At 58.4% G+C, this 23,116-nt stretch carries 19 protein-coding genes; 14 read left to right on the forward strand and 5 right to left on the reverse strand.

What is annotated here, in order from left to right:
* The first annotated feature begins 50 nt into the window (after positions 1 to 50).
* Positions 51 to 974: a LysR family transcriptional regulator gene (locus ACEVJL_RS06035; protein WP_008982141.1), complete on the forward strand. Its 924-nt coding sequence runs from the start codon at positions 51 to 53 to the stop codon at positions 972 to 974.
* Here the strand turns inward: ACEVJL_RS06035 and ACEVJL_RS06040 are convergent.
* Positions 971 to 2,152 (reverse strand): pyridoxal phosphate-dependent aminotransferase, encoded by a 1,182-nt coding sequence (locus ACEVJL_RS06040; RefSeq protein ID WP_374737196.1) that lies wholly within the window; start codon positions 2,150 to 2,152, stop codon positions 971 to 973. The two genes, ACEVJL_RS06035 and ACEVJL_RS06040, sit on opposite strands and share 4 nt — an antisense overlap.
* Positions 2,153 to 2,580: 428 nt before the next feature.
* Between ACEVJL_RS06040 and ACEVJL_RS06045 the strand changes: the two genes are divergently transcribed.
* The 4 genes from ACEVJL_RS06045 to ACEVJL_RS06060 all read left to right on the forward strand — a co-directional run bounded on the left by ACEVJL_RS06045 (position 2,581) and on the right by ACEVJL_RS06060 (position 6,586).
* Entirely contained in the window at positions 2,581 to 3,912 is a 1,332-nt protein-coding gene (locus ACEVJL_RS06045) for a dicarboxylate/amino acid:cation symporter (protein WP_374737197.1), read from the forward strand.
* An 86-nt stretch (positions 3,913 to 3,998) separates the two neighbouring features.
* Complete coding sequence (pxpB, locus tag ACEVJL_RS06050; protein ID WP_235398728.1) at positions 3,999 to 4,721, forward strand: 5-oxoprolinase subunit PxpB; 723 nt, start codon at positions 3,999 to 4,001, stop codon at positions 4,719 to 4,721.
* Positions 4,722 to 4,723: 2 nt separating this feature from the next.
* Positions 4,724 to 5,809, forward strand: coding sequence for a 5-oxoprolinase subunit C family protein (locus ACEVJL_RS06055; protein ID WP_374737198.1), 1,086 nt, complete (start codon positions 4,724 to 4,726; stop codon positions 5,807 to 5,809).
* An 18-nt stretch (positions 5,810 to 5,827) separates the two neighbouring features.
* The gene (locus tag ACEVJL_RS06060) at positions 5,828 to 6,586 is read left to right on the forward strand and encodes a LamB/YcsF family protein (protein WP_020989405.1); all 759 of its coding nucleotides are present in this window, start codon (positions 5,828 to 5,830) and stop codon (positions 6,584 to 6,586) included.
* A gap of 159 nt (positions 6,587 to 6,745) precedes the next feature.
* Here ACEVJL_RS06060 and ACEVJL_RS06065 read toward each other — a convergent pair whose 3' ends face one another.
* The gene (locus ACEVJL_RS06065) at positions 6,746 to 7,711 is read right to left on the reverse strand and encodes a D-2-hydroxyacid dehydrogenase (RefSeq protein ID WP_374737199.1); all 966 of its coding nucleotides are present in this window, start codon (positions 7,709 to 7,711) and stop codon (positions 6,746 to 6,748) included.
* A gap of 122 nt (positions 7,712 to 7,833) precedes the next feature.
* Between ACEVJL_RS06065 and ACEVJL_RS06070 the strand changes: the two genes are divergently transcribed.
* From ACEVJL_RS06070 to ACEVJL_RS06090, 5 genes are all read left to right on the forward strand, one after another.
* On the forward strand, positions 7,834 to 8,982 hold the full coding sequence (locus tag ACEVJL_RS06070; protein WP_374737200.1) for a CdaR family transcriptional regulator: 1,149 nt from the start codon (positions 7,834 to 7,836) through the stop codon (positions 8,980 to 8,982).
* Positions 8,983 to 9,090: 108 nt separating this feature from the next.
* A complete protein-coding gene (locus ACEVJL_RS06075; protein ID WP_020989407.1) occupies positions 9,091 to 10,017 on the forward strand; it encodes a LysR family transcriptional regulator in 927 nt (308 codons plus the stop codon).
* Between the two features lie 133 nt (positions 10,018 to 10,150).
* Positions 10,151 to 11,080: a glutaminase A gene (gene glsA / locus ACEVJL_RS06080; RefSeq protein WP_110441473.1), complete on the forward strand. Its 930-nt coding sequence runs from the start codon at positions 10,151 to 10,153 to the stop codon at positions 11,078 to 11,080.
* 21 nt (positions 11,081 to 11,101) lie between these two features.
* Positions 11,102 to 12,526, forward strand: a complete 1,425-nt coding sequence (locus ACEVJL_RS06085; RefSeq protein WP_235398723.1) for an alanine/glycine:cation symporter family protein — start codon at positions 11,102 to 11,104, stop codon at positions 12,524 to 12,526.
* A 275-nt stretch (positions 12,527 to 12,801) separates the two neighbouring features.
* Entirely contained in the window at positions 12,802 to 13,458 is a 657-nt protein-coding gene (locus ACEVJL_RS06090) for an NUDIX hydrolase (RefSeq protein ID WP_374737201.1), read from the forward strand.
* Here the strand turns inward: ACEVJL_RS06090 and ACEVJL_RS06095 are convergent.
* The 3 genes from ACEVJL_RS06095 to ACEVJL_RS06105 all read right to left on the reverse strand — a co-directional run bounded on the left by ACEVJL_RS06095 (position 13,455) and on the right by ACEVJL_RS06105 (position 17,288).
* Entirely contained in the window at positions 13,455 to 14,984 is a 1,530-nt protein-coding gene (locus tag ACEVJL_RS06095) for a hypothetical protein (protein ID WP_374737202.1), read from the reverse strand. The genes ACEVJL_RS06090 and ACEVJL_RS06095 overlap by 4 nt on opposite strands.
* Before the next feature lie 141 nt (positions 14,985 to 15,125).
* Positions 15,126 to 15,992, reverse strand: a complete 867-nt coding sequence (locus ACEVJL_RS06100) for an esterase family protein (RefSeq protein WP_110441486.1) — start codon at positions 15,990 to 15,992, stop codon at positions 15,126 to 15,128.
* Positions 15,993 to 16,085: 93 nt separating this feature from the next.
* Complete coding sequence (locus ACEVJL_RS06105; RefSeq protein WP_374737203.1) at positions 16,086 to 17,288, reverse strand: ATP-binding protein; 1,203 nt, start codon at positions 17,286 to 17,288, stop codon at positions 16,086 to 16,088.
* Between the two features lie 142 nt (positions 17,289 to 17,430).
* Here ACEVJL_RS06105 and dusB point away from each other — a divergent pair, with 142 nt between their 5' ends.
* The 4 genes from dusB to ACEVJL_RS06125 all read left to right on the forward strand — a co-directional run bounded on the left by dusB (position 17,431) and on the right by ACEVJL_RS06125 (position 22,730).
* Positions 17,431 to 18,402 (forward strand): tRNA dihydrouridine synthase DusB, encoded by a 972-nt coding sequence (dusB, locus tag ACEVJL_RS06110; protein WP_374737204.1) that lies wholly within the window; start codon positions 17,431 to 17,433, stop codon positions 18,400 to 18,402.
* A 493-nt stretch (positions 18,403 to 18,895) separates the two neighbouring features.
* Complete coding sequence (locus ACEVJL_RS06115; RefSeq protein ID WP_374737205.1) at positions 18,896 to 19,507, forward strand: RNA polymerase sigma factor; 612 nt, start codon at positions 18,896 to 18,898, stop codon at positions 19,505 to 19,507.
* A 5-nt stretch (positions 19,508 to 19,512) separates the two neighbouring features.
* Positions 19,513 to 20,394, forward strand: a complete 882-nt coding sequence (locus ACEVJL_RS06120) for an anti-sigma factor family protein (RefSeq protein WP_302670742.1) — start codon at positions 19,513 to 19,515, stop codon at positions 20,392 to 20,394.
* Between the two features lie 263 nt (positions 20,395 to 20,657).
* Positions 20,658 to 22,730, forward strand: coding sequence for an elongation factor G (locus tag ACEVJL_RS06125; protein ID WP_008982182.1), 2,073 nt, complete (start codon positions 20,658 to 20,660; stop codon positions 22,728 to 22,730).
* Positions 22,731 to 23,116 lie beyond the last annotated feature (386 nt).

Raw genomic sequence — 23,116 nt, forward strand, 5'->3', positions numbered from 1 at the left:
TGTCAGTAACTTTTTACGCTCTCATTTCCGGGTGCCAAGGAGGCGTTTGTATGGATCTGGCCGATATCGAGATGTTTCTCTCCATTGTCAGTACCAAGAGCATTTCCAAAACAGCGGATGCTCTCTTTCTCTCCCAGCCTACGGTAAGCCACCGGCTTAAGCTGCTGGAAAAGGAACTGAACTGCTCGCTGATTCTCCGCAGCAAGGGATTTAAACAGATCGAGCTCACCCCAGAGGGGGCCGACTTTATTCCCATTGCGGAGCGGATGATGTCTCTGTGGAAGGAGACCCGCCTGCTTCAGGGGCGGCGGGAGCGGACACTGCTCACCATCGGCTGCACCGACAGTGTGAACGTGGCCCTACTGGCGCCCTTTTACCGGCAGCTCATCCACAGTGGGACGGTGCTGGATCTCAACATCCGCACCCATCAGTCCTCGGAGCTGTACAGCATCCTGGACGCCCACGACATCGACCTGGCCTTTGTGTACTATCAGCTCTACTACAAAAACATTCTCTGTGAGTGTGTCTTTGAGGAGCAGATGTACCTGGTCCAGTCCTCCAACCCGGCGGTGGAGAAGCCCCTGGTCCACACCGAGGAGCTTGACCCCGCCAAAGAGTTGTTTTTAAAGTGGGACGATCCCTATCAGATCTGGCACGACCAGTGGCTGACCAGTTATTCCCGCCCCTGTCTGTCCGCCGACACCATTACGGTGATCTCCAAAATGTGGAACCCCAGAGAACAGTACTGGATGATCGCCCCGGAATCGGTGATCCATGAGCTCTACGGCAGCCACGCCCTGTATGTCAGCCGGCTGGAGAATCCTCCCCCCAACCGCTGCTGCTACAAGATCAAGCACCGCAATCCTCTGATCACCACGGAAAAAGCGCTGGACTATTTTGAACGAAACCTGGCTCAATATCTGCAGAATCTGAAATTCGATCTGCACATCGGCCAGACCTGGCAGCGTTTTTAAGCCTTCTTGGGCAGCTTGGCCAGAGCCTTGCGCATGCGCTCCATGCCCTCCACGATGCGCTCATAGCTGCAGGCGTAGGAGAAGCGGACGTAGCCCTCGCCCTGAGAACCGAAGGCGGAGCCGGGCACGGTGGCGATCTTGGCCTCCTCCAGCAGGTAGTTGGCCATGTCGGCGGAGGACATGCCGAAGGACTTGATGTTCATAAAGACATAGAAGGCGCCGCCGGGGGTCTTGCAGCTCACGCCGTCCATGCTGTTGATGGCGGAGACCATGTAGTCTCTGCGGCGGGCATACTCCTTCACCATCTCCTGCACGTCGGGCTCAGCCTTTTCCAGAGCGGTGATACCGGCCTCCTGGACAAAGGAAGCGGCGCAGGTGTTGATGTACTGGTGGACGCGGACCATAGCCTTGATGAAGTCCACGGGAGCGGCGGCATAGCCCAGACGCCAGCCGGTCATGGAGTAGCACTTGGAGAAGCCGTTGAGGGTGATGGTGCGCTCCTTCATGCCGGGCAGAGAGGCGATGCTGATGTGCTTCTCGCCGCCGTAGACCAGCTTCTCATAGATCTCATCGGAGACCACGATCAGGTCGTGGCGGATGGCGATGTCGGCCAGGCCCTTCAGGGTCTCATAGGACTGCACCACACCGGTGGGGTTGCCGGGGGTGTTGATGACCAGCATGCGGGTCTTATCGGTGATGAGGCTCTCCAGCTTCTTGAGGTCGATCTGGAAGTCGTTCTCTTCCCGCAGCTTGTAGCTGACAGGAACAGCGCCGAAGAAGTTGGGCACGTGGATGTAGTTGAGCCACACGGGATCGGGAACCAGAACCTGGTCGCCGGGGTTAAGGAAGGCGGCTACCGCGGCGTAGGTGCCCTCGCCCACGCCGATGGTCACCAGGATCTCGTCGGCGGTGTAGTCCACGTTGTTGTCCCGCTTGAGCTTTTCGGCGATGGCCTTGCGCAGCTCAGGGGTACCATAGTTAGAGGTATAGAACACGTTGCCCCGGCGGATGCTGTCATAGGCGGCATCCTTAATGACCTGGGGGGTATCGAAGTCGGGGCGGCCGATCTCCATATGAATGACGTCCTCACCCTTCTTCTGCATCTGGGTGGCCTTCTCCATCATGACACGGATGCCGGAAAACGGGAGCATCTCCATACGCTTAGCAGTTTCAAACATACCGATTCTCCTTTCCTGTATATCCAGGTTGATTTTTGTATGATCCATCAGTTTTTCTTGTTCTCTTGCTTGTGGGCTCATTATAGCGCACAGAAATTATATTTGTAAAATGAATATTTGTGATAAGAATTATTTAGAAATACAATAAAAGCCCGTCAGAGCACACTCTGCGGGCTTTTGCGCTGGATATCGCCGTTTAAATATTAAGAAAATAAATAAAAGACGTTTGGAATATTTATTTGTCGAAAAACTTTGGAGATGTTATCCTTAATTCAGACGGTGAGGCCGTTGTTTTTTGGGCAATTAAGATAGGATTTCTCCTGTCGACACCGGTGACCCAAAACATAGCTGCCAAACCAACTCTTGCGCATCCCATAAAGAGCGGGATACGAGATAATTGATAATTGTTGTATACGGGAGTTGAAATCATGGTTGAGAAGAAACGGAAAAGCTTTGTCAAGCGCATGGTGACAGCCCTCATTCTGGGTGTTATAGTGGGTATTGTCATCTCCTTATTAAAACCCTCCATGTCCCCGGCCATGTGGGATATCCTGAATAAGATCTTTTTCCAGGACATCACGGTCAGCGAGGGGCGCAACGCCATCGGCCTGTTCTACATTGTTCAAACCGTATTTACCAACGCACTGAAGCTGGCCATCGTGCCCATGGTCTTTTTCTCCATCATCATGTCCGTGTGCGGCATGAACGACATGAGAAAGCTGGGCCGCATCGCCGGCAAGACCATTATCACCTTCGTTCTGTTCTACCTGGTGGCCTGCTTCTTCGCCGCTGTGATCTCTGAGCTGGTCATCAATATGGGCCTGTACCGTGAGTTCGTGGTGGAAAATCTGGCCGCCGACGTCACCGAGGCCGAGACCAGCAACATCCTGGTCACCATCGTCAACGCGGTGCCCGATAATATGATCTCCGCCCTGGGCAACAACAACAAGATGCTGGCGGTCATCACCTGCTCCGTCATCATCGGCGTGAGCATCGCCGCCATGGGCGACAAGATCACGGTCTTCAAGACCTTCTGCGACGAGTGCAGCCAGATCGTGCAGAAGTTCCTGGACTTCCTGATCATCGTGTGCAGCCCCTTCTCTGTGTTCTGCATGATCACTCGCACCTTCGCCATCTACGGTATCGACCAAGTCAGCAACATCTTCTCTTACATCCTCGTCACCATCATCACCCTGATCATCTATCTGCTGGTGGCCTATCCCATCGCCATTGGTGCCGCCACCCGCTGCAACCCCTTCATCTTTATGAAGAAGATGGTCAAGGTGGCCATCATCGCCTTCGGCGCTGCCGCCTCTGCCCCCGCCCTGCCCCTCAACCGCGAGACCTGTGTAAAGGAGCTGGGCTGCTCTGAGGAGATCACCGACTTCGTACTGCCCGTGGGCATGACCATCAACATGAACGGCACCGCCATCATGCACATCATCGGCGCCGCCTTCATCGCTACCTGCGCCGGTCTGGAAGTCACCCCCATGAACTACCTGACCATGACCCTGCTGGCCATCGCCGCCTCTATGGGCACCCCCGCGATCCCCGCCGCCGGTTCTGTTATGCTGTACGCGGTTCTCACCGGCGCCGGCTTCAACACCGAGCTTTGTACCCTCATCTACTCTCTGGTGCTTGCCATGAACAAGCCCTGCGAGATGGTCCTGACCACCCTGAACGTAGTGGGCGACGCGGCTACCACCGTGATCGTCTCCACCAGCGAGAAGGAGTTCGACAAGGAGATCTACAACAGCTGATCCTTTGCCGCCCTGTCATTCTGCACCTATAAATCCATCCGGCCGGTCCATAACCATGGACCGGCCGGACAAGTGGAGGAACCTTTATGTATACCTTACATGACGTGGGCGATCAGGCCCTGTTGGTGGAATTTGAAAATGAGATCAGCATGGAGGTCAACCGGAAGGTGGTGGCCCTGAAGCGTGCTCTGGAGGAGCGGCGGCTCCCCGGGATCGGAGAACTCATCCCCACCTACCGTTCCCTGGTCATCCATTATGACCCTCTCACCGCAGATCTGGACCAGTTGAAGCAGGCCATTGACCAGGGCGTCAAGCACCTGGATCTGTCCAGCCTCCCCAAGTCCATTGTCACCGAGATCCCTGTCCTCTACGAAGGCGAATATGCCCTGGATCTGGAGGAGATCGCCCGCATCGAGGGCAAGACCGAGGAAGAGATCATCCGCATCCACAGTCAGAGCGATTATTATGTGTATATGCTGGGCTTTGCGCCCGGCCACCCCTACACCGCCCGCTTCGAGAACCCCTTCTCCTTCAAGCGGCGTGAGACCCCCCGGGTACGCATTCCCGGCGGCAGCATCGTGGTGCAGCTGGGCCTGAGCGACATCATCCCCTTCGACCAGCCCTGCGGCTGGAACATCATCGGCACCACTCCCATTCTGGCCTGTGACTACCGCAAGAAGAACCCCTTCCTGCTCAAGGCGGGCCAGTGGATCCGCCATGTCCCGGTGGATAAGGCGGAATTCATGGATATCAAGCGGCAGGTAGAGCTTGGCTGCTACCAGCCCAAGACCTATGAAAAGGAGGGCTGAACATGGGCATCGTAGTAGAAAATCCCGGAGTCCTGACCACCATTCAGGATAAAGGCCGGTACGGCTATGAGCAGTTCGGCGTCTCCCCCTCCGGCCCTATGGATCTGGAGTTCTTCCAGATCGCCAATATTCTGGTGGGCAATTCCAGAGATCTCAGCGCTCTGGAGGCTACCATGCTGGGTCCCACCCTGCGTTTTACTCAGGACAACATCATCGCCGTTACCGGCGGGGATATGATGCCCCTGCTAGACGAGAAGCCCCTGCCCATGAACCAGGCGGTTCTGGTAAAGGCGGGTTCGGTGCTGAAGCTGCGGGCCGCCCGCACCGGCTGCCGGACCTACGTGGCCTTTGCCGGCGGACTGGACGTCCCCGAGGTGATGGGCAGCCGGGCCACCGGTGTGCAGAATAAGGTAGGCGGCCTGGAGGGCCGCAAGCTGGCCAAGGGGGATGAGATCTCCTTCCTGGCTCCCAAGACAACCCTGCCCCGCATGGAATCCCGCCGCACCGACCACCCCATGCCCGCCGGAAACGAGCGGGTCCTGCGGGTCATTCTCGGTCCCCAGGACGACGCCTTCACCCCCAAAGGCATCGAAACCTTCCTGGGCCAGCCCTACCATGTGACCAACGACTTTGACCGCATGGGCTGCCGTCTGGACGGCCCGGTCATCGAGCATAAGGTGGACGGCAACATCATCTCCGACGGCATGGTCACCGGCGCCATCCAGGTGCCCACCTCGGGCCTGCCTATTATCATGCTGGCTGAGCGCCAGACGGTGGGCGGCTACACCAAGATCGCCACCGTCATCACCGCCGACCTGCCCGTCATCGGCCAGTGCCGCCCCGGCGACGTCATCCGCTTCCAGTCGGTCACCGTCCCCCAGGCCCACCAGCTGTGGCGGGAGATGCAGCAGCGGCTCAACACCTTGGATCAAAATCTGAATGCTCCGGCGCCCCAGGCCCAGCCTTCGGTCCAGGCTCACCAGTCTCCCGTTTCCCCCGCGACTACCCTGCCTGGTCCTGTGCGCCGTTACCGCATTACCGTCAACGGAAAAGTCTATGAGACCTCCATCCAGGTGGTCTCCCAGTAACAGAAAGAGGTGCGTTTCATGTATACCATCGATTTGAACAGCGACATGGGCGAAAGCTTCGGCGCTTACCGCATCGGAAACGACGAGGGCATCATCCAGCACATCACCTCCACCAACGTAGCCTGCGGCTACCACGCCGGCGACCCCATGGTCATGGATAAGGTGGTCCGCATGGCCAAGGAGCGGGGCGTGGCCGTGGGCGCTCACCCCGGCTATCCCGATCTGATGGGCTTTGGCCGCCGGAAGATGGTCCTGTCCACCGACGAGGTCAAAAACTACATGAAGTATCAGATCGGCGCTCTGATGGCCTTCACCCAGAGCTATGGCCTGAAGCTGCAGCATGTGGCTCCCCACGGCGCGCTGGGCAACCTGTGCCAGTATGACCGGGAGGTCTCCCGCGCCATCTGTGAGGCGGTATATGAGATCGACCCCTCCATCCGCATCTTCTACTGCGCCGGCGCTGTTCTGGGCCAGGAGGCTCAGAAGATCGGCCTGAAGACCGCGGCTGAGATCTTCGCTGACCGCGCCTACATGGAGGACCTGTCCCTGGTCCCCCGCAAGCAGCCCGGCTCCATGATCACCGATGAGGACCTGGCGGTGGAGCGCTGCATCAAGATGATCAAGGAGCACAAGGTAACCGCCATCACCGGCAAGGAAGTCGCTATCCAGGGCGACACCCTGTGCGTCCATGGCGACGGTGCCAAGGCTCTGGCCTTTGTGGAGCGCATCCGCAAGGAGTTTGAAGCTGAGGGCATCCAGATCCGCAACTTCCAGTGACACTTTGGTCTTTCCAGTAAAACATGACGGCAGCCCCATTGCAGAACGGCACTGCAATGGGGCTGCTGTCATATCCAGATGCAAACCTAGACAAACGCAGTACGCCCCCTGAGCCGAATGGCTCAGGGGGCGTACCGTAGGAAGAGAAAACAAACTGGCTTATTTATTCACCACGTTGATGGGGCTGCCATTGATGTAGGCCTTCACGTTGTCCACGGTGATATCCATGATACGCTGGCGGGCTTCCTTGGCACCCCAGGACATGTGGGGCGTGATGATGCAGTTGGGGGCGGTGAGTAGGGGATTGTCCGCCTTGATGGGCTCGGTGTATACCACGTCCAGGCCGGCGGCGCCCAGCTTGCCGGACTTCAGAGCGTCGGTGACGTCCTGCTCGTCAATGAGCTGACCGCGGGAGTTGTTGATGAGAATGGCGCCGTCCTTCATCTTGGCGATGTTGGCCTTGTTGATCATCTTCTCGTTGTCGGCAGTGAGGTTGCAGTGCAGGAAGACCACGTCGGACTGGGCCAGCAGAGTGTCCAGATCCACGTACTCGGCAATGGCCTTGCCAGAGTCGTTGGGGTACAGGTCATAGGCCAGCACCTTCATGCCCAGAGCCTTGGCAATGCGGCCGGTGGTCTGGCCGATGCGGCCAAAGCCGATGATACCGGCAGTCTTACCGTCCAGCTCGATGAGGGGGTAATCCCAGTAGCACCAGTCGATGTGATTGGCCCACTTGCCCTCGTGGACGGTCTTATCGTGGTGGCCGATGTGGTGGCACACCTCCAGCAGCAGAGCGATGGCGTACTGACCCACGCAGGCGGTGCCGTAAGTGGGCACGTTGCACACCAGCACGCCCTTCTCCTTGGCGTAGTTGTAGTCGGCCACGTTGTAGCCGGTAGCCAGGAAAGCGATGAGCTTCATGTTGGGGCACTTGTCAATGGTTTCTTTGGAGATGGGGGTCTTGTTGGTGATGACCACCTCGGCTTCGCCGATGCGCTCGGCAATGATGGGGTCCTCCACATAGGAGGTACGGTCATAGACGGTCACATCGCCCAGCTTGGCCAGCTCGTCCCAGCTCAGATCGCCGGGGTTCTCGGTATAGCCATCCAGAACTACGATTTTCATAAGAATTCCTCCTTCGTATTGATACGGTTTGGTTGTCCTCAATATAGCAAATCTGCACTTGTATTTGGGCCAAAAGTAAGCTAAAATTTTTATATAAAATACAAATCACGGGGGCGAATGCCATGTTCCTGACCAAAGAAAACGGAATGCGGATCGTAGAGGAAATCAAGGAGACCATCGGCCGGGATGTGAACATCATGGACCGCACGGGCACCATTCTGGCCAGCACTGACCCCAAGCGGATCGGTCAGCTGCACACCATCGCCAAGGAGATCCTGGAGCAGCAGCTTCCGGTGCTGGAGGTGGCCGCCGGAGAGGAGGGACCGGGCGCTCAGCAGGGGGTAAACCTGCCCATCTATGTAGACGGAAACTGCGAGGGGGTCATCGGCATCACCGGTCCTCCCGATGCGGTGCGGGATTTCGGTGCCATTGTGAAGAAAATGACCGAGATCCTGCTGACCACCATGCGCCAGCAGGAGCAGAGCCTGCTGGTGGAGCAGGCCCGGAGCCTGTTTTTGGAGGAGTGGCTCTTCGCCCAGGACCTGGACTGGTCCGCCTTTGCCGAGCGGGGCGCGCTGCTGGACATCGACATCCGGGAGCCCAAGCGCATCGCCATTCTGGAGTATGAGCCCCACGGCACCGCCCAGCCTCCGGAGCTTCACGGCGGGCGGCTTCTGCAGATGGCCCAGCGTTATGTCCAGGGGGAGCAAACCCTGTGCGCCGTGGTCAACCGCCGTCTGCTGCTGGTGTTTGGTCCCGAGCAGAAGGCCCTGGAGGTACTCAAACAGTTTCAGCAGGCAGCGGAGAGCTTTTATGAGGTCACCCTCAGCGGCGGGCTGAGCTCCCTGTCTCGGGGCGCGGAGGATATCCGCCGCTGCTATAACGAGGCCAAGATCGCCGCCCGGGCAGCGGCAAAAAATCATGCGATTCTGGAGTACAGCGGCATCTCCCTGGATTTTGTGCTGCAGAATCTGGAGCCCAAGGTGAAAGCGGATGTGTGCCGGGCCATTTTTGAAACGGTCCCGGAGGACGAGCGGGAGGAGCTGCTGGAGTGTCTGGTCCTCTATTTCCGCTGTGAGGGCAATGTGGAGCGGGCCGCCCAGAGCATCCACGTACACAAAAACACCTTCCGCTACCGCATGGGCAAGCTGGCCCAGTATACCGGCTACGACCTGCGCCGCCCCAGAGACGCCGCGATGCTCTATATCGCCATGCAGTTTTTGGATGCAGAACGCAATTCTTTTCCCGGGGGAAATAACCCACAGAAATGACGCTTATCACAAATAGCAATAGCGAGCACCTGGAGTTCTTTGTTGGAAAGTGATATAATTTCGCTGATAAAACATAAGTCATCCTTTTTTAAAGGGGGTCAGACCGAGATGCCGTACAATATCAATTTAAAGCATCTGGAGTGCTTTATTAAGGTGGCCCAGCTGGGCTCCATCAACAAAGCGGCCCAGGCGCTGTTTATTTCCCAGCCCCATCTGGGCAAGATCATCCATGACCTGGAAAACGAGATGGGCTATCTTCTGCTCAACCGCAGCAACCAGGGGGTCACCCTCACGCCCGAGGGGGAGGAATTTTTAAAGCATGCCGCCCGGGTGCTGGAGGAGATGAACTGTCTGCGGCGACCCAGCATAAAAACCGCGGAATTTAACCATCTTTCCGTGTCTATGACCAAGTTTTCTCATGTAATGGAGAGCTTTATCGAAGTGGTCCTCAACCACCAGGACCAGCCCTCCTTCTCCCACCGGCTCTACGAGGGCAACGCCGAGGAGGTCATCGACGACGTACTCTCCGGCCGGGCCACAGTGGGGGTATTTCACTTTGACAGCAAGCGCCGCCGGGAGATGGAAAAGCTGCTCTCCTCCCAGCGGATGGTCTACCGCAGTCTGGCCTATGTTGAGCCCCACATCGTCATCTCCAAAAACCACCCCCTGGTGCGCCAGCACAAGCCCATTACCCTGCAGGCCCTGGCTCCCTACGGCATGATCCGATACCTTGGCCAGTATGACGACCTGGCCCACAACCTGTTTGAAACGCAGCTCCAGGGCATGGAGAGCAACAATTCCAAGGTGATCTACCTCTCCAACCGGCAGTCTCTCATGCGCCTGATTTCTGTGAGCGACTTTTACAGCATCGGCATCCACGACTTCGAGATGCAGGATGCCGGCTACAAGGCCATGTCGGTCCCCATCAGCGGCTGCGACTTCATGTTCGAGTTCGGCTATGTGAAAATGGAGGGGGAACCGCTGTCGGACATCACCCAGGAATTTATTGAAAATGTAAAAGCCAGACTAAATTAACCAAACGGATAGCGGTCTCCGCTATCCGTTTTATTTATATCCGCCAAAACAGTTTCGTATTATACAAACGCGCCTGTCCCTGCTATGCTTGAGCCCAGAAAGCCAACGCGTCAACATCAAGGAGGAAAACACCATGATCCAGACCGTACTTGCCCAGGCAGTGGCCGCGGCCAGGCCTGCGGCGGAACTGGGACAGACTGCATCGTACATTCCGGAGCTGAGCAAGGTGGACAAGCACCAGCTGGGTGCCTGCGTCTTTACCGCGGACGGCGGGCGGTTCTCCGCCGGCGACACCAAGGTACGCTTCAGCATCCAGAGTATCTCCAAGGTCATCAGCCTGGCCGCCGCCCTGGAGCTGTGCGGCTTTGAGACCGTATTTGCTCAAGTGGGCATGGAGCCCTCCGGGGACGCCTTCAACGCCATGGGCAAGCTGGAGGCGGCGGGCAGCTCCCCCAGCAATCCCATGATCAACGCCGGAGCCATCGCTGTGGACAGCTACCTGGAGCCCAAGATCTCCTTTGACAAAATGCTGGCCTTTACCCGAAAGCTGTGTATGGACCCGGAGATCGTTCTGGACGAAAAGGTCTACCACTCGGAGATGTCCAATATCTCCCGCAACCGTGCCATCGCCTACCTGCTGGAGAACAAGGGTGTCATCCGCAGCGATGTGGAACGCACACTGGACTTTTACGTACGCATGTGCTCTCTGAGCGTGACGGCGGAGAGTCTGGCAGGACTTGGCCTGCTGCTGGCCGGCGGCGGCATCTGCCCTGCTACCGGAGAGCGCCTGCTCTCCCCCGACACCGTCCGGGTTGTCAAGACCATCATGCTCACCTGCGGAATGTACGACGGCTCGGGCACCTTTGCCGTCCAGGTGGGCATCCCCTCCAAGAGCGGCGTTGGCGGCGGCATCCTGTCGGTGGTGGACCGGCGAATGGGCATCGGCATCTTCGGTCCTGCCCTGGACGGCAAGGGCAACAGCGTGGCCGGAGAGCGTGTGCTGCGCCATCTGTCCCAGCAGCTGCATCTGCACATCTTTGACACGGACAGCCAAACAGACTAAACAAACAGGAGGTACCTCGACATGTTAGAGACCATCGCAGCCGCATACAGCGGTTTCATCGGCAGCATCAGCAACTATCTCTATACCTACATTCTCATTGTCCTGCTGGTGGCTGGCGGCATCTACTTTACCGTACGCACCAAGTTCGTCCAGTTCCGGTTCCTGCCCGAATCTATCCGCATCGTCATGCAGCCCAGCGAGGACCAGAACAGCATCTCCGCCTTCAAGACCCTGATGGTCTCCACCGCCTCCCGCGTGGGTACCGGCAACATCGCCGGCATCTCCACCGCCATCTGCCTGGGCGGCACCGGCGCGGTGTTCTGGATGTGGGTCACCGCCCTGCTGGGCAGCGCCACCGCCTTTGTGGAAGGTACTTTGGCTCAGATTTATAAGAAGCGTGCCAAGGACGGCAGCTGCTACGGCGGCCCCGCCTACTACATCGAGCAGGCTCTCAAGCAGCGCTGGCTGGGCGTTCTCTTCGCCGTGGTGATGATCCTCACCTACATGGTGGGCTTTAACCTGGTGGCCTCCTTCAACATTGCCGACTCCCTGAAGGCTTACAGCTTCTATGATCCCACCCTCACCCCCTGGATCGTGGGCATCGTGCTGGCCGTGGTGTTCCTGGTGTGCATCAGCGGCGGCGGCAAGCAGATCGCCAACATCACCGCCGTGCTGGTGCCTGTGATGGGCGTGCTGTACCTGGCCGTCACCCTCTTTGTGGTCTTTACCCACATCTCCCTCATCCCCGCCGTGTTTGCCAGCATCTTCCACAACGCCTTTAACTTCCAGGCCATCTTCGGCGGCTTTGTGGGTTCCGCTCTGATGCAGGGCATCAAGCGTGGCCTGTTCTCAAACGAGGCCGGCATCGGCGCCGCCGCCTGCGCCGCCGGTTCCGCCGGCGTGTCCCACCCCGCCAAGCAGGGCCTGGTCCAGGTTCTGTCCGTGTTCATCGACACCATCGTGGTCTGCACCGCTACCGCTATGCTGCTGCTGTGCTCCGGCGTGGATCCCACCGCGGAGGCCGCCGGCATGCCCTTCGTGCAGCAGGCCATGGCCGGAACTCTGGGTCAGTTCGGCGTAATTTTCATCACCGTGGCCCTGTTCCTCTTCGCCTTCACCACCCTGCTGGGCAACTTCTACTATGCAGAGACCGGCCTGTCCTACCTCTTCAACCAGGCTCCCTCCCGCACCGCCGTGTACGTCCAGCGGGCCATCGCCACCGTGGTGGTGTGCCTGGGCGCCACCATGCAGCTCACCGTGGTTTGGGATACTGCCGACGTGCTCATGGGGCTGATGGCTCTCATCAATGTGCCTGTAATCGTCCTGCTCCTCAAGCCCGCCCTGCGCTGCCTCGACGACTACATTCAGCAAAAGAAGTCCGGCAAGAATCCGGAGTTCAAGGCCTCTTCCATCGGCCTGAAGGAAAAGGTGGATTTCTGGAATTAAATAGTTCCTCTTCCTTTCTAAAGGGGGCGCTCCTACGGGGGCGCTCCCGCTTTTATGTTCATGCGGAGCAGCAATGAAACTTCATTTACATTTTACAACGCTGTGCAGGACAGATTTACATTGCTTTGTTACACTGGTGCTCGTGTGAGAGAGAAACACAAAAAGCTGCAAGCCAAATGAAACAAGGCTTGCAGCTTTTTTCTGCATATATTATGATGTTGGCATAGAAAATCTAGATTTATTTCTTCCTTATATTTTGGCGAAAGGAGACCGGTATGGACTCGATCACCCAGTATTTTCAGCTGGCCGCCCGACGGCCTGAGCTCTTCGCCCCCTCTGACCAGATTCCTCTTTGCATGGACGAGGAGACACTGCGAAACTATTCTGCCTCTACTGGCAAACCGGTAGGGGTCGTCTACGACAACTCTCCCTACTATTTTGTCCTGGCTGATCTGTGCATACGGGAAAATGGGGAGCTATATACCTACGCCCGGGTGGTCTATCCCCACAAGAGTAATGGTGTGGTCGTGATTCCCTGCCGGAATGGCCGTTTTGGTCTTCTGTCCATTTTCCGTCATCCCCCCCGTATGGAGAGCGGCGGAGAATTTCCCCGAGGCTTTGGGGAGGATCTGACTCCGGCGGAAAACGGAGCCAAGGAGCTTTGGGAAGAGCTGGGTGTCCGCATTGCCCCAGAGGAATTGGAGTTTTTGGGGGAAATTCAGACCGATACCGGCATCAGTGCAGGCAAGGTACAGGTATTTTGTGCCCAGGTAGGGGAAGTAGACATCCCCGCCGACAACGGAGAGGGCATCCACGGTTTGCGCTGGGTCACACCGGAGGAGATGGCTCAGCAGGTGGCCGACGGCACCATTACTGACGGAATTACTCTGGGTGCCTATTTACAGTATCTGTGCCGAAAGAAACATTCTTAATCAGGCTTGCGCAGCCATGCTCGCAGCAAGACTGCTCCGTCCCACAGGGACAGACCAAACTGGCGAAAAATCTCCAGAATGTCCAGCAAATTGAACTTCCAGGAGATAAAGGAACCCACCACACCAAAAATCACGATACTAAGTGCGGTCAGGGCGTGGGGATTCACATGGCCCTGCGCCCCCAGATCCAGAAACATATCCTCGGGCAATTCCAAAAGCCGAGAGACCAAAAGGAACAGCAGGCCATAAAACAGCGCAATGATGATCTGGCGACACAGGCTGAGGGCGATATATCGCCCCCAGCCTCTTTTTCTGCCTTTTGCGGGAGCGTCCGCTTCCTTCTGATGCCAACCTGGGGCATGCCGGACCAACCGGGACGCTGTATCCCAACGCGGCAGGCGGCCTGCGGGCGGTGCAGGCGCCGGAGCGGTACTGTCCGGTTTAAGAAACTTATGGATGCCCTGCTGGCCATCCTTCCAGTAGGGCGGCAGACGCTGAAGGAAATCCTGCCAAAACAGCTCTTCGTCCCGAAAGCTTCGAGTCAGTCCTTGAATACTCTCAGCAATGGTATAATTATAGCACAGATCCACAATGGCCTCGGCCATGCACAGCGAGGAAACATCCCACCCTTTGGCCTGGGCTATACGAAGAACAGCGTACCAATCGCTGCGCTGGTTCAGTGCTCCCCGCTCCTGTACTATGGGCCAAAGCTGCCCAACTACTTGTGCACCTCGGCACAGCTGAGGCCAGAGAGAAAAAGCCTGGGGCGGCTGTGCCGCTTCACACCGTGCCAGCACACGAGACAAGAATTCCGTCATAGGCGGATGGGGTTCCAGCTGCGGCGGATTGGCTGCCAGCGGCTCCCGGCTCAGGCGAAGGATGAGTTCCACATAGGTTTTGGCAAAATCCAGCCTCTCCCGCTTCAAGGCTTCACCCTTCTCCCCCACTCCATCGGTATTGTGGTTGGCAGCTGCATGGTGTACCTCATCCAGAATCGATGGATCACTGTACTCCAGCGCATAATGAATGGCAGAAAGCATCCTTTTGTTATCTGAGCGGAACGGGATCGCGGAAAAAAGGAACCGTCCCTTGGTATCACTGAGGCATTGGTCTACCCCGTTTTGAATGTAGTGGGAGGCCGTGCGCAAAATGCGCTGCGGGGCACGACTGGGCAGCGGATCATAGGCTTTCAGTACACCGGCTTGAAACAATGGGGCATGTTCGCTGCGGCAGGAGGACAGTTCTCTGCGCAGGGCAGCGTCATCCACCGGCTTTCCATAACTCCCCGGAGCAAAACGAGAGTACTTCAGCACACCCATCTCAAACAAAGCCGCCAGATGGGGATAAAGTTTGGGGGCCCGCACGCCGCACAAAAAGCCCTCTGAGTCCGTGAGCTGATTGAAGGAGAGCACCACCCGGTTTCCTTTCAGCGCCACCTCCCGAAACATAGCCCACTGCGCTCGAAGGATCTCCTGGGGTGAGTTGCGCACGGAGTCCAGCTCAAACAGATACACCAGTTCATCCATATGGCCCGCCTCCCCAAAGAAGAAAGTGTTTGATGCTATCATACCATATCCCACCTGTTCTGCCAACGCAGACTCAGACAGGCCCGACCTCATGAAGCGTAAAAAAGCCTTCGTTTCCCAACGGGAAACGAAGGCTTTTCGTTAATCAAAGTCCTCTTCAAAGTAGAGCAGCCGCTCCCTGGGCGGGAAGGGGGAGTAAGGATAGTAGGGATAATAGGCGTGCTCCGGCTCCTCCCGGTCCTCTCTGGCTCTGGGCGGCCAAGGCTCTTCTCCCAGGGCATAGGGCAAAAAGTAGGGCATCTGCTTGTTCCACCAGAACCAGCTGTGGTCCACATCAAAGCCCCAGTAGTCCATTCTGGCCCGAATACCTTTGCGCAGGAATACCTGCTCCAGACGGCGGGTAGCTGCCAGGGAGGCTTCCTCCCCCGCTCCCTGTCCGCAGCAGAACACCATACGCCGACGGTTGAACATATCAATATAGGGGTGGTCCAGAGCCATGCCGGACAGGCTGACACAGGGGTCGTTGGCATAGGCCACCTCATCCATGTAGCCCTGGTACATCCCATAGGTGTCGTACACGCCTGACAGGGCGATCAGCCCGTCAAACAGGTCGGGGCGGCGCAGGAAGAAGTTGGCCGCGTGGTAGGCGCCCATGGAACAGCCCACCACCAGCAGATCCTGCCCGGTGGCGTTCAGCTCCCCGATGCGGGGGACCAGTTCATCCACCACATAGTGGTACCAACCCTCGTGCATGCGCACCCGGTGGTAGGGGTCGCCCCACTGGTTGCACACCGTCTCCGCGTCGATGGTGTCGGCCACAAACAGCTGCAGGCGGTGCCGCTCCAGCTCCGACTTCAGCGCCTCCACCATCCCGGTCTCCTCCCACTGGAAGAAACGACCCTTCTCGCCGGGGATGACCAGCACAGGCTTACCGCCGGAACCGTAGACCTTGAATTCCATATCCCGGCCCAGGCAGTCGCTGTATTCCTTATGGTACGCGGTGATCATAAACCCACCTCCCAAGGCAGAATGCTTGTGCAAGCGGATACATTCTTATTCCATATCATACCACATATGCTGACCGGGGACAAGAGGTCCCCCTCAGGGTGTACGCAGGGATGCAATAAACTGCCGGGCCACCCGGGGTGTGCGTCCGGCGTGGCGGATCTCCCATTCCATGGCCTTGGCATGAAGCACCTCCCGGTCCATCTCCAGCCCCTCCAGTCCGGCCAGATGATCCACCAGACTGAGATACTCCTTTTTGTTCATGGTGAGGTAGGGGATGCGCAGGCCAAAGCGCTCGGCCAGGGCGGTCTTCTCCGCAATGGTCTCGAAGGCATCCACCTCGTCGGTGCCCCGGTCGGAGAAGTTCTGGCGCACCAGATGACGGCGGTTGGAGGTAGCGTAGATGGCCACGTTGGCCGGGCGCTTCTCCAGGCCGCCCTCCAGGATGGTCTTCATGGAGGAGTAGGTCTTATCGTCCTGGTCAAAGGCCAGGTCGTCAATAAACAGGATGAACTTGTGCCGGCGGCCTCCCAGAGAGCGCATCAGCTGGGACATGCCCACCAGGTTCTCCTTCTGGATCTCAATGAGGCGCAGGTCCTCCATCCCCTCCCGGTAGAGCATGGACTTTACGGTAGCCGACTTGCCGGTTCCACCGTCGCCGAAGAGCAGCACATTGTTGGCCGGACGGCCGGAGAGGAGCAGACGGGTGTTGTCCAGCACCTGCTGCCGCTGCTGCTCATAGCCCAACAGCTCGATGGGGTGGGGACAGTCAGGATCGGGCACCGGAACCAGATGTCCCTCCTCCCACAGGAAGGCCCGATACCGGGCGTACAGGCCGCAGCCATTCTCCCGGTAGAAGGCGGTAAGGGACTCAAAATCAAAGGGGACCTTGGCCTCCCACTGGGGCAGTTCCTCTACCACAGAGGCATACTCCTGGGGCAGGGCGGCAGTCATGGCCTCCAGATAGGCCGTACAGGGGGTGCTGGCCAGGTCCATCAGGGCCTGCACATCCCGGCGGGCAGCCCTCTCCAGCACCGGGTCTTCTCCGCCCAAGTCTACCAGAGTCCCGTAGGGGTTGTCGGTGTAGCGCAGCTGATCCCACAGCCAGTCACCCAGGCCGGAAAATCCCTCCTGACGCAGCTGATAGAACACTTCGGTGTATCGGTCCAGAGCCTCCTGTCCCGCTCCGCCCCGGCAGGCCTGCAAAAGCTGGCTCAGCGCGGTCATCAGAGGGGTTTTGAGGATGGGACGGTAAATGCTCACGCCGCCCAGAGCGGCGGCACGCAGGGCAAGCTCCATGGTTTCTCTCTCCTTATATATACAGGGTTTTTCCCAATTTTAATGATTTCCGCCGCCCTTGTCAACCAATACAGGGTGTGATACAATGGCGTGAACAGTTCGGGCCGGGAAGGTTTTCCGGCCCTTGACCATAGGAGGACACATGGTATCCATCGCTGGAATCAACATTGAAACACCCCTGGCTCTGGCCCCCATGGCCGGAGTCACCGACGTGGCCTTCCGCACCATCTGCCGGGAGCAGGGCGCAGGCCTGACCTGCACCGAGATGGTCAGCGCCAAGGCCCTGTGCTATCAGGATAAAAAGACGGTTCCCTTGCTCCAGTTGGGAGAGGGAGAGCACCCCGCCGCCGCTCAGATCTTCGGCAGCGACCCGGTGTGCATGCAGGAGGGCGCGGCCATTGCCCACGAGGTATCCGGGGCTGACTTTATCGACATCAATATGGGCTGTCCGGTGCCCAAGGTGGCAAACTCCGGAGACGGCTCGGGCCTGATGCGGGACCCGGACAAGGCAGTCAAGGTGCTGGAGGCGGTGATCCGCGGCGCAGGCTGCCCCGTGACGGTAAAGTTCCGTCTGGGCTGGGACAAGGGCTCCATCAACTGCGTGGAATTTGCCAAGGCCATGGAGCAGGCGGGCGCCGCCGCCGTGGCTGTCCACGGCCGCACCCGCAACCAGATGTATTCCGGTACCGCCAACTGGGATTGGATTCGAGAGGTCAAAAAGGCAGTGAAGATCCCGGTCATCGCCAACGGCGATGTCTTTAAGGGTGAGGACGCGCCCCGGATCTTAAAATACACCAGAGCGGACATGGCGATGATCGGCCGGGGCGTATTCGGAAATCCCTGGCTGTTTGCCCAGTGCAAGGCCGCCCTGGAGGGCCGGGAGATCCCACCCATGCCCCCGCTGGAGGAACGGTGCCGCACCGCAGTGCGGCAGTTTGAGCTGTCGGCGGCCAACAAGGGCGAAAAAATCGCCTGTCTGGAGGCCCGGCGGCACTATGCCTGGTATCTCAAGGGCGTGCCCCACGCGGGCTATTATAAGGAGCAGATCGTGAAGATCACCACCCTGGAGGACGTATATAAGGTGACCAAGGGGATTTTGAGGGATCTTACTTAATCTGCTGGGATACGGGTGGCCTTTGGCCGCCAGGAGAAACGATGTTACTTTGCCCGCGGCGGCAAAGTAACCAAAACACCGCCGGGGGACGGCTCCGATGAGCGCCTACGCACAGCGGGCGCTCATAGTCACCTTTCCCCCGGTCCCCCAGTTTACGGGGGACGCTTTCTTGTTGCCTGGGCACTTGCATCCGGCGGGCAAAATCTGAATGGTTGGTCCTCCTTGCCGCCGGGCCACTGGGCCCTGACCGTGTAAAATTTGGTGGATAGTGCGCTGTACGCACACCGCCTGGCTTGGCATAGCCAGGGGGGCAGTTCTGTCGGCGGGGGCGGATGATATCTGTCCCTGCAAATGATAACAAAGTCTGGCCGCAGGCGAGGGGACATGTTATACCATGAGAAGTACACAGGACGGGCCAGAGGCGAAACGCAGTTTCGCACAAAGTTCTTTGCCAAGCTTTCTTTCAAGAAAGCGGGGGAAGGAGGTGGAGAAGATGACAGAAGCGGAGTTGATCGCCCGGGCCAAAGCAGGCGATCAAGGAGCCTTTGAACAGCTGGTGCTGGACAATCAAAACCGTGTTTATTCCCTGGCGTTGCGGATGCTGGGCGACCCGGAGGACGCCCAGGACGCAGCCCAGGAGGCCTTTCTCAATACCTGGCGGGCTCTGCCCACCTTTAAGGGGGAGAGCAGCTTCTCCACCTGGGTGTACCGTCTCACCAGCAATGCCTGCATCGACCATCTCCGCCGCCGCAAGCGCCGCCGGGACCTGGAGGTCGCCTCCCTCACCGGAGAGGACGGCGAGAGCGACTGGGAGCCCGCCGACCACCAGGCCGATCCCGCCCTTCAGACCGAGCGCCGCATGGCAAAGGAAGCGGTGGAGGCTGGCCTGCAGGCTCTCCCCGACCACCAGCGGGAGATTTTGGTCATGCGGGAGCTGTCCGGCCTGTCCTATCAGGAGATCGGAGCGGCGCTGGACCTGGACCTGGGCACGGTGAAATCCCGCATCGCCCGCGCCCGGCTGGCTTTGAAAAAAATTTTGACTGCGGAAGGGAACTTTTTTGCCTCCGACACGTCTACCCAAAAAGAAGGAACGAAACGGAGGTGATGGCTGTGATCTCGTGTGAACGTGCCTGGGAACTGCTCAGCCAGCAGTTAGACGAACCCCTCTCCCCTCAGGAGAAGCAGGAGCTGGAGGAACATCTGGCCGCCTGTCCCTCCTGCCGCAAGGATAAGGAGGAGCTGGAACAGCTGGACCAGGCTCTGCGGAACCTGGGAGAGATCCAGGCTCCGGCAGACTTTACCCAGCGTGTGATGGCTCAGGTGCAGCAGACCCAGAGCAAGCCCAAGGTGATCCCCCTGTGGCGTCGGCCTCAGGTCCGGGCTTTGGCGGGATTGGCAGCCTGCGCCCTCCTTTGCATTGGCATTTACCGCTCCCTGCCCCAGGATGGGAATTTGAGCGGCGGCATGGTCACCTCCGGTCAGGGCGAAGTATCCTCCCAGTCGTCCGGTACTGCTGACGGCTCCCAGAGCGATTCTGCCACCCAATACGGTTTGGACCCCGCCCAGGCTCCCGACGATGGGGGCAGCGATCCCGCTTCCGTCCCCCAGCCCCGCACTGCGGATCCCCAGCCGGAGGTAGAATCAAGCGGCACGCAGGGCTCTCAGTCCTCCGGCCAGACGACCCCCGACTCGTCGGTCAGCGGTTTTGAGGGCCAGAGCGGAGAGCCCGACGCACAGAACAAGGCCCAGCCCTCTACCACATCTACTCAGACGGTCCTGGTACTCTACACCATGCCGGAGGGCGTCTCCCGCCTGCTGCCCTCCCTGGATGAGTGGTCTGTGGACAACAAGGGAAATGTCAGCTGCACCGTAAGCAGCCAGGTGCTGGAGCAGCTGTGCCGGATTTTAGATGAGGAGAAGGCGGAATACACCGTCACCTCCACCCCCTGGAGCGAAACCTGTATCGTCCGTCTGGGCGAAAGCGGAAAATAATCCCAAAGGGACCCGGAATTTTGCGGGTCCCTTTTTTATATTCTTTGTTAATTTATACAATTCCTCGCTTTTTAGGCACTTTTCATAAAAAAAGGTATGGAATCTCCCGGCTCACCCGGGGTACAACGGGCAATCGCGCCAAAAAAACAGTTGCCAGAACCGGGGTATTACGTTATAATAACCAACAGGATTGTACCACATGCCGGAGTGCAAACTCTGCGCATATGTGTCACAGATGTTCGAAACAAGGAGTTGGATCAACCATGAGCTATTCTGTACAAAACATCCGTAACGTCTGCCTGTTGGGTCACAGTGGAAGCGGTAAGACCGCTCTGATCGAGAGCCTGCTGTATATGACCGGCGCCATCGACCGCATGGGCAAGTGTGCCGACGGAAATACCGTATGCGATTACGATCAGGAGGAGATCAAGCGTCAGATCTCCATCACCACCTCTGTGGCTCCTCTGGAGTACAAGGGATGTAAGATCAATGTGCTGGATACTCCGGGCGGATTTGACTTCTCCGGCGAAGTGATGCAGGCCCTCACCGTGGCCGACGCCGCCATCATCGTCTGCTCCGCCAAGGACGGCATCTCCGTGGGCCTGGAGAAGGCCTGGAAATACTGCGAAGAGCGGGATATGCCCCGTTTTATCTATATCTCTAAGACCGACGAGGAAAACTCCGACTACAACGCCACCTTCGACGCCCTGCGTGAGCGCTTCGGCAACAAGATCGCTCCCGTGGTCGTGCCCATCTGGGACGAGAATAAGAAGGTCACCGGCATCATCGACGTGCTCAACAAGCGCGCCTATGAGATGCAGAACGGCAAGCGCGTTGAGATCGACATCCCCGAAGGCAAGGAAGACGTCATCACCGAGTTTAACGACGCTCTGAAGGAGTCCGTGGCCGAGACCAGCGAGGAGTTCATGGATAAGTTCTTCTCCGGCGAGGACTTCACCTATGTCGAGATGATCCAGGGCCTGCGCCAGGGCGTGCGCGAGCTGTCCCTGTTCCCCGTGCTGTGCGGCTCTGCTGTGAACACCATGGGCTCCCTGATGCTGATGGACAACATCGTGGAACTGATGCCCAACCCCGCCGAGGGCAACATGCGTAAGGGCGTTGCTCCCGACGGCACCAAGGAGGAGTTCGCAGTCGCTCCCGGTGGCGTGCCCTGTGCCTTCGTGTTCAAGACCGTCTCCGACCAGTACGGCAAGTACTCCTTCATCAAGGTTCTCTCCGGCAATATCACCTCCGACCTGACCCTGGTGGACTCCCGCACCGGCAACAACGAGAAGCTGGGCCGCCTGTACATCATGCGGGGCAAGAAGGCCGAAGAGGTCAAGGAGCTCTCCTGCGGCGACATCGGCGCCATCGGCAAGATGGAGAAGGTCAAGACCGGCGACACCCTGTGCGATGCCCGTAAGGTCATCTCCCTGGCCGCCATCCCCTTCGCCGAGCCCAACTACTCCGTGGCCATCTCCCCCAAGACCCGCGGCCAGGAGGATAAGGTTGCTCAGGGCCTGAACCGCCTCAACGAGGAGGATCCCTCCTTCACCGTGGTCAACAACGCCGAGACCCACCAGATGGTGCTCTACGCTGCCGGCGACATCCAGGTGGATGTGCTGGTGTCCAAACTGAAGAGCCGCTTCAACGTGGAGACCGAGCTGAAGACTCCCCGCGTGCCCTACCGTGAGAAGATCCGCAAGACCGTCTCCAAGCAGGGCCGTCATAAGAAGCAGACCGGCGGCAGCGGCCAGTTCGGTGACGTGTGGATCCGCTTCGAGCCCAACTTCGACCAGGAAGAGATGGTCTTTGCCGAGGAAGTGTTCGGCGGCTCCGTGCCCAAGAACTTCTTCCCCGCTGTGGAAAAGGGTCTGCGCGAGGCCTGCGTCCATGGTCCTCTGGCCGGTTACCCCGTGGTCAACCTGAAGGCCGTTCTGTACGATGGAAGCTACCACCCCGTGGACTCCTCCGAAATCGCCTTTAAGACCGCCGCTCAGCTGGCCTACAAGGCCGCTATGCCCGAGGCCAACCCCGTGCTGCTGGAGCCTGTGGGCGAGCTGAAGGTCACCGTGCCCGACAGCTACATGGGCGACGTGATCGGTGATCTGAACAAGCGCCGCGGCCGCGTGATGGGCATGACTCCCACCGACAACGGTGAGCAGGTGATCGAGGCTGAGGTGCCCATGGCGGAGATGACCTCTTACGCCATCGATCTGCGGGCTATGACTCAGTCCCGTGGTTCCTTCACCTTCCACTTTGTCCGTTACGAGGACTGCCCGCCCATGGCTCAGGCCAAGGCCATTGAGGCCGCGAAGGCGATGGCAGAGGAATAATCTGACCAATCAAAATACTCCGTTCCCCTTGTGGGAACGGAGTATTTTTTGTCCACATTTTAAATTCAGAATGTGGATAAGTTTTCTTTCTTTGTGGAGGACGGGGGTGTTACTTTCTGTGCGGACAGAAAGTAACCAAAGAACCGCCGGGGCCGCCTTCGGTGAGCGGGTGCTCACAGGCGGCTTGCCCCGGACCCCGTTTTACGGGGGCGTGTCCCTTTGGCCGGTGCTTAAGTTCCGGCGGTTCTAAGCTATGACCATGCTCTCTTCTACTCTCGGCCCACTGGGGCCTTTTGCCGTCCAAATTTGTAGGCTACTGTATTCTATCGTACACCCGCCTGGTGCCTGCCTACCTGTTTGGTGCGGCAGGTATCGAGCGGGCTGAA

The sequence above is a fragment of the Flintibacter porci genome (genome assembly GCF_041925195.1).
GTDB lineage: Bacteria > Bacillota > Clostridia > Oscillospirales > Oscillospiraceae > Lawsonibacter > Lawsonibacter porci.

Excerpts from the sequence above, each read along its gene's own strand:
- ACEVJL_RS06035 (WP_008982141.1), top strand. The coding sequence starts at position 51 with ATGGATCTGGCCGATATCGAGATGTTTCTCTCCATTGTCAGTACCAAG.
- ACEVJL_RS06040 (WP_374737196.1), bottom strand. The coding sequence starts at position 2,152 with ATGTTTGAAACTGCTAAGCGTATGGAGATGCTCCCGTTTTCCGGCATC.
- ACEVJL_RS06045 (WP_374737197.1), top strand. The coding sequence starts at position 2,581 with ATGGTTGAGAAGAAACGGAAAAGCTTTGTCAAGCGCATGGTGACAGCC.
- pxpB (WP_235398728.1), top strand. The coding sequence starts at position 3,999 with ATGTATACCTTACATGACGTGGGCGATCAGGCCCTGTTGGTGGAATTT.
- ACEVJL_RS06055 (WP_374737198.1), top strand. The coding sequence starts at position 4,724 with ATGGGCATCGTAGTAGAAAATCCCGGAGTCCTGACCACCATTCAGGAT.
- ACEVJL_RS06060 (WP_020989405.1), top strand. The coding sequence starts at position 5,828 with ATGTATACCATCGATTTGAACAGCGACATGGGCGAAAGCTTCGGCGCT.
- ACEVJL_RS06065 (WP_374737199.1), bottom strand. The coding sequence starts at position 7,711 with ATGAAAATCGTAGTTCTGGATGGCTATACCGAGAACCCCGGCGATCTG.
- ACEVJL_RS06070 (WP_374737200.1), top strand. The coding sequence starts at position 7,834 with ATGTTCCTGACCAAAGAAAACGGAATGCGGATCGTAGAGGAAATCAAG.
- ACEVJL_RS06075 (WP_020989407.1), top strand. The coding sequence starts at position 9,091 with ATGCCGTACAATATCAATTTAAAGCATCTGGAGTGCTTTATTAAGGTG.
- glsA (WP_110441473.1), top strand. The coding sequence starts at position 10,151 with ATGATCCAGACCGTACTTGCCCAGGCAGTGGCCGCGGCCAGGCCTGCG.
- ACEVJL_RS06085 (WP_235398723.1), top strand. The coding sequence starts at position 11,102 with ATGTTAGAGACCATCGCAGCCGCATACAGCGGTTTCATCGGCAGCATC.
- ACEVJL_RS06090 (WP_374737201.1), top strand. The coding sequence starts at position 12,802 with ATGGACTCGATCACCCAGTATTTTCAGCTGGCCGCCCGACGGCCTGAG.
- ACEVJL_RS06095 (WP_374737202.1), bottom strand. The coding sequence starts at position 14,984 with ATGGATGAACTGGTGTATCTGTTTGAGCTGGACTCCGTGCGCAACTCA.
- ACEVJL_RS06100 (WP_110441486.1), bottom strand. The coding sequence starts at position 15,992 with ATGATCACCGCGTACCATAAGGAATACAGCGACTGCCTGGGCCGGGAT.
- ACEVJL_RS06105 (WP_374737203.1), bottom strand. The coding sequence starts at position 17,288 with ATGGAGCTTGCCCTGCGTGCCGCCGCTCTGGGCGGCGTGAGCATTTAC.
- dusB (WP_374737204.1), top strand. The coding sequence starts at position 17,431 with ATGGTATCCATCGCTGGAATCAACATTGAAACACCCCTGGCTCTGGCC.
- ACEVJL_RS06115 (WP_374737205.1), top strand. The coding sequence starts at position 18,896 with ATGACAGAAGCGGAGTTGATCGCCCGGGCCAAAGCAGGCGATCAAGGA.
- ACEVJL_RS06125 (WP_008982182.1), top strand. The coding sequence starts at position 20,658 with ATGAGCTATTCTGTACAAAACATCCGTAACGTCTGCCTGTTGGGTCAC.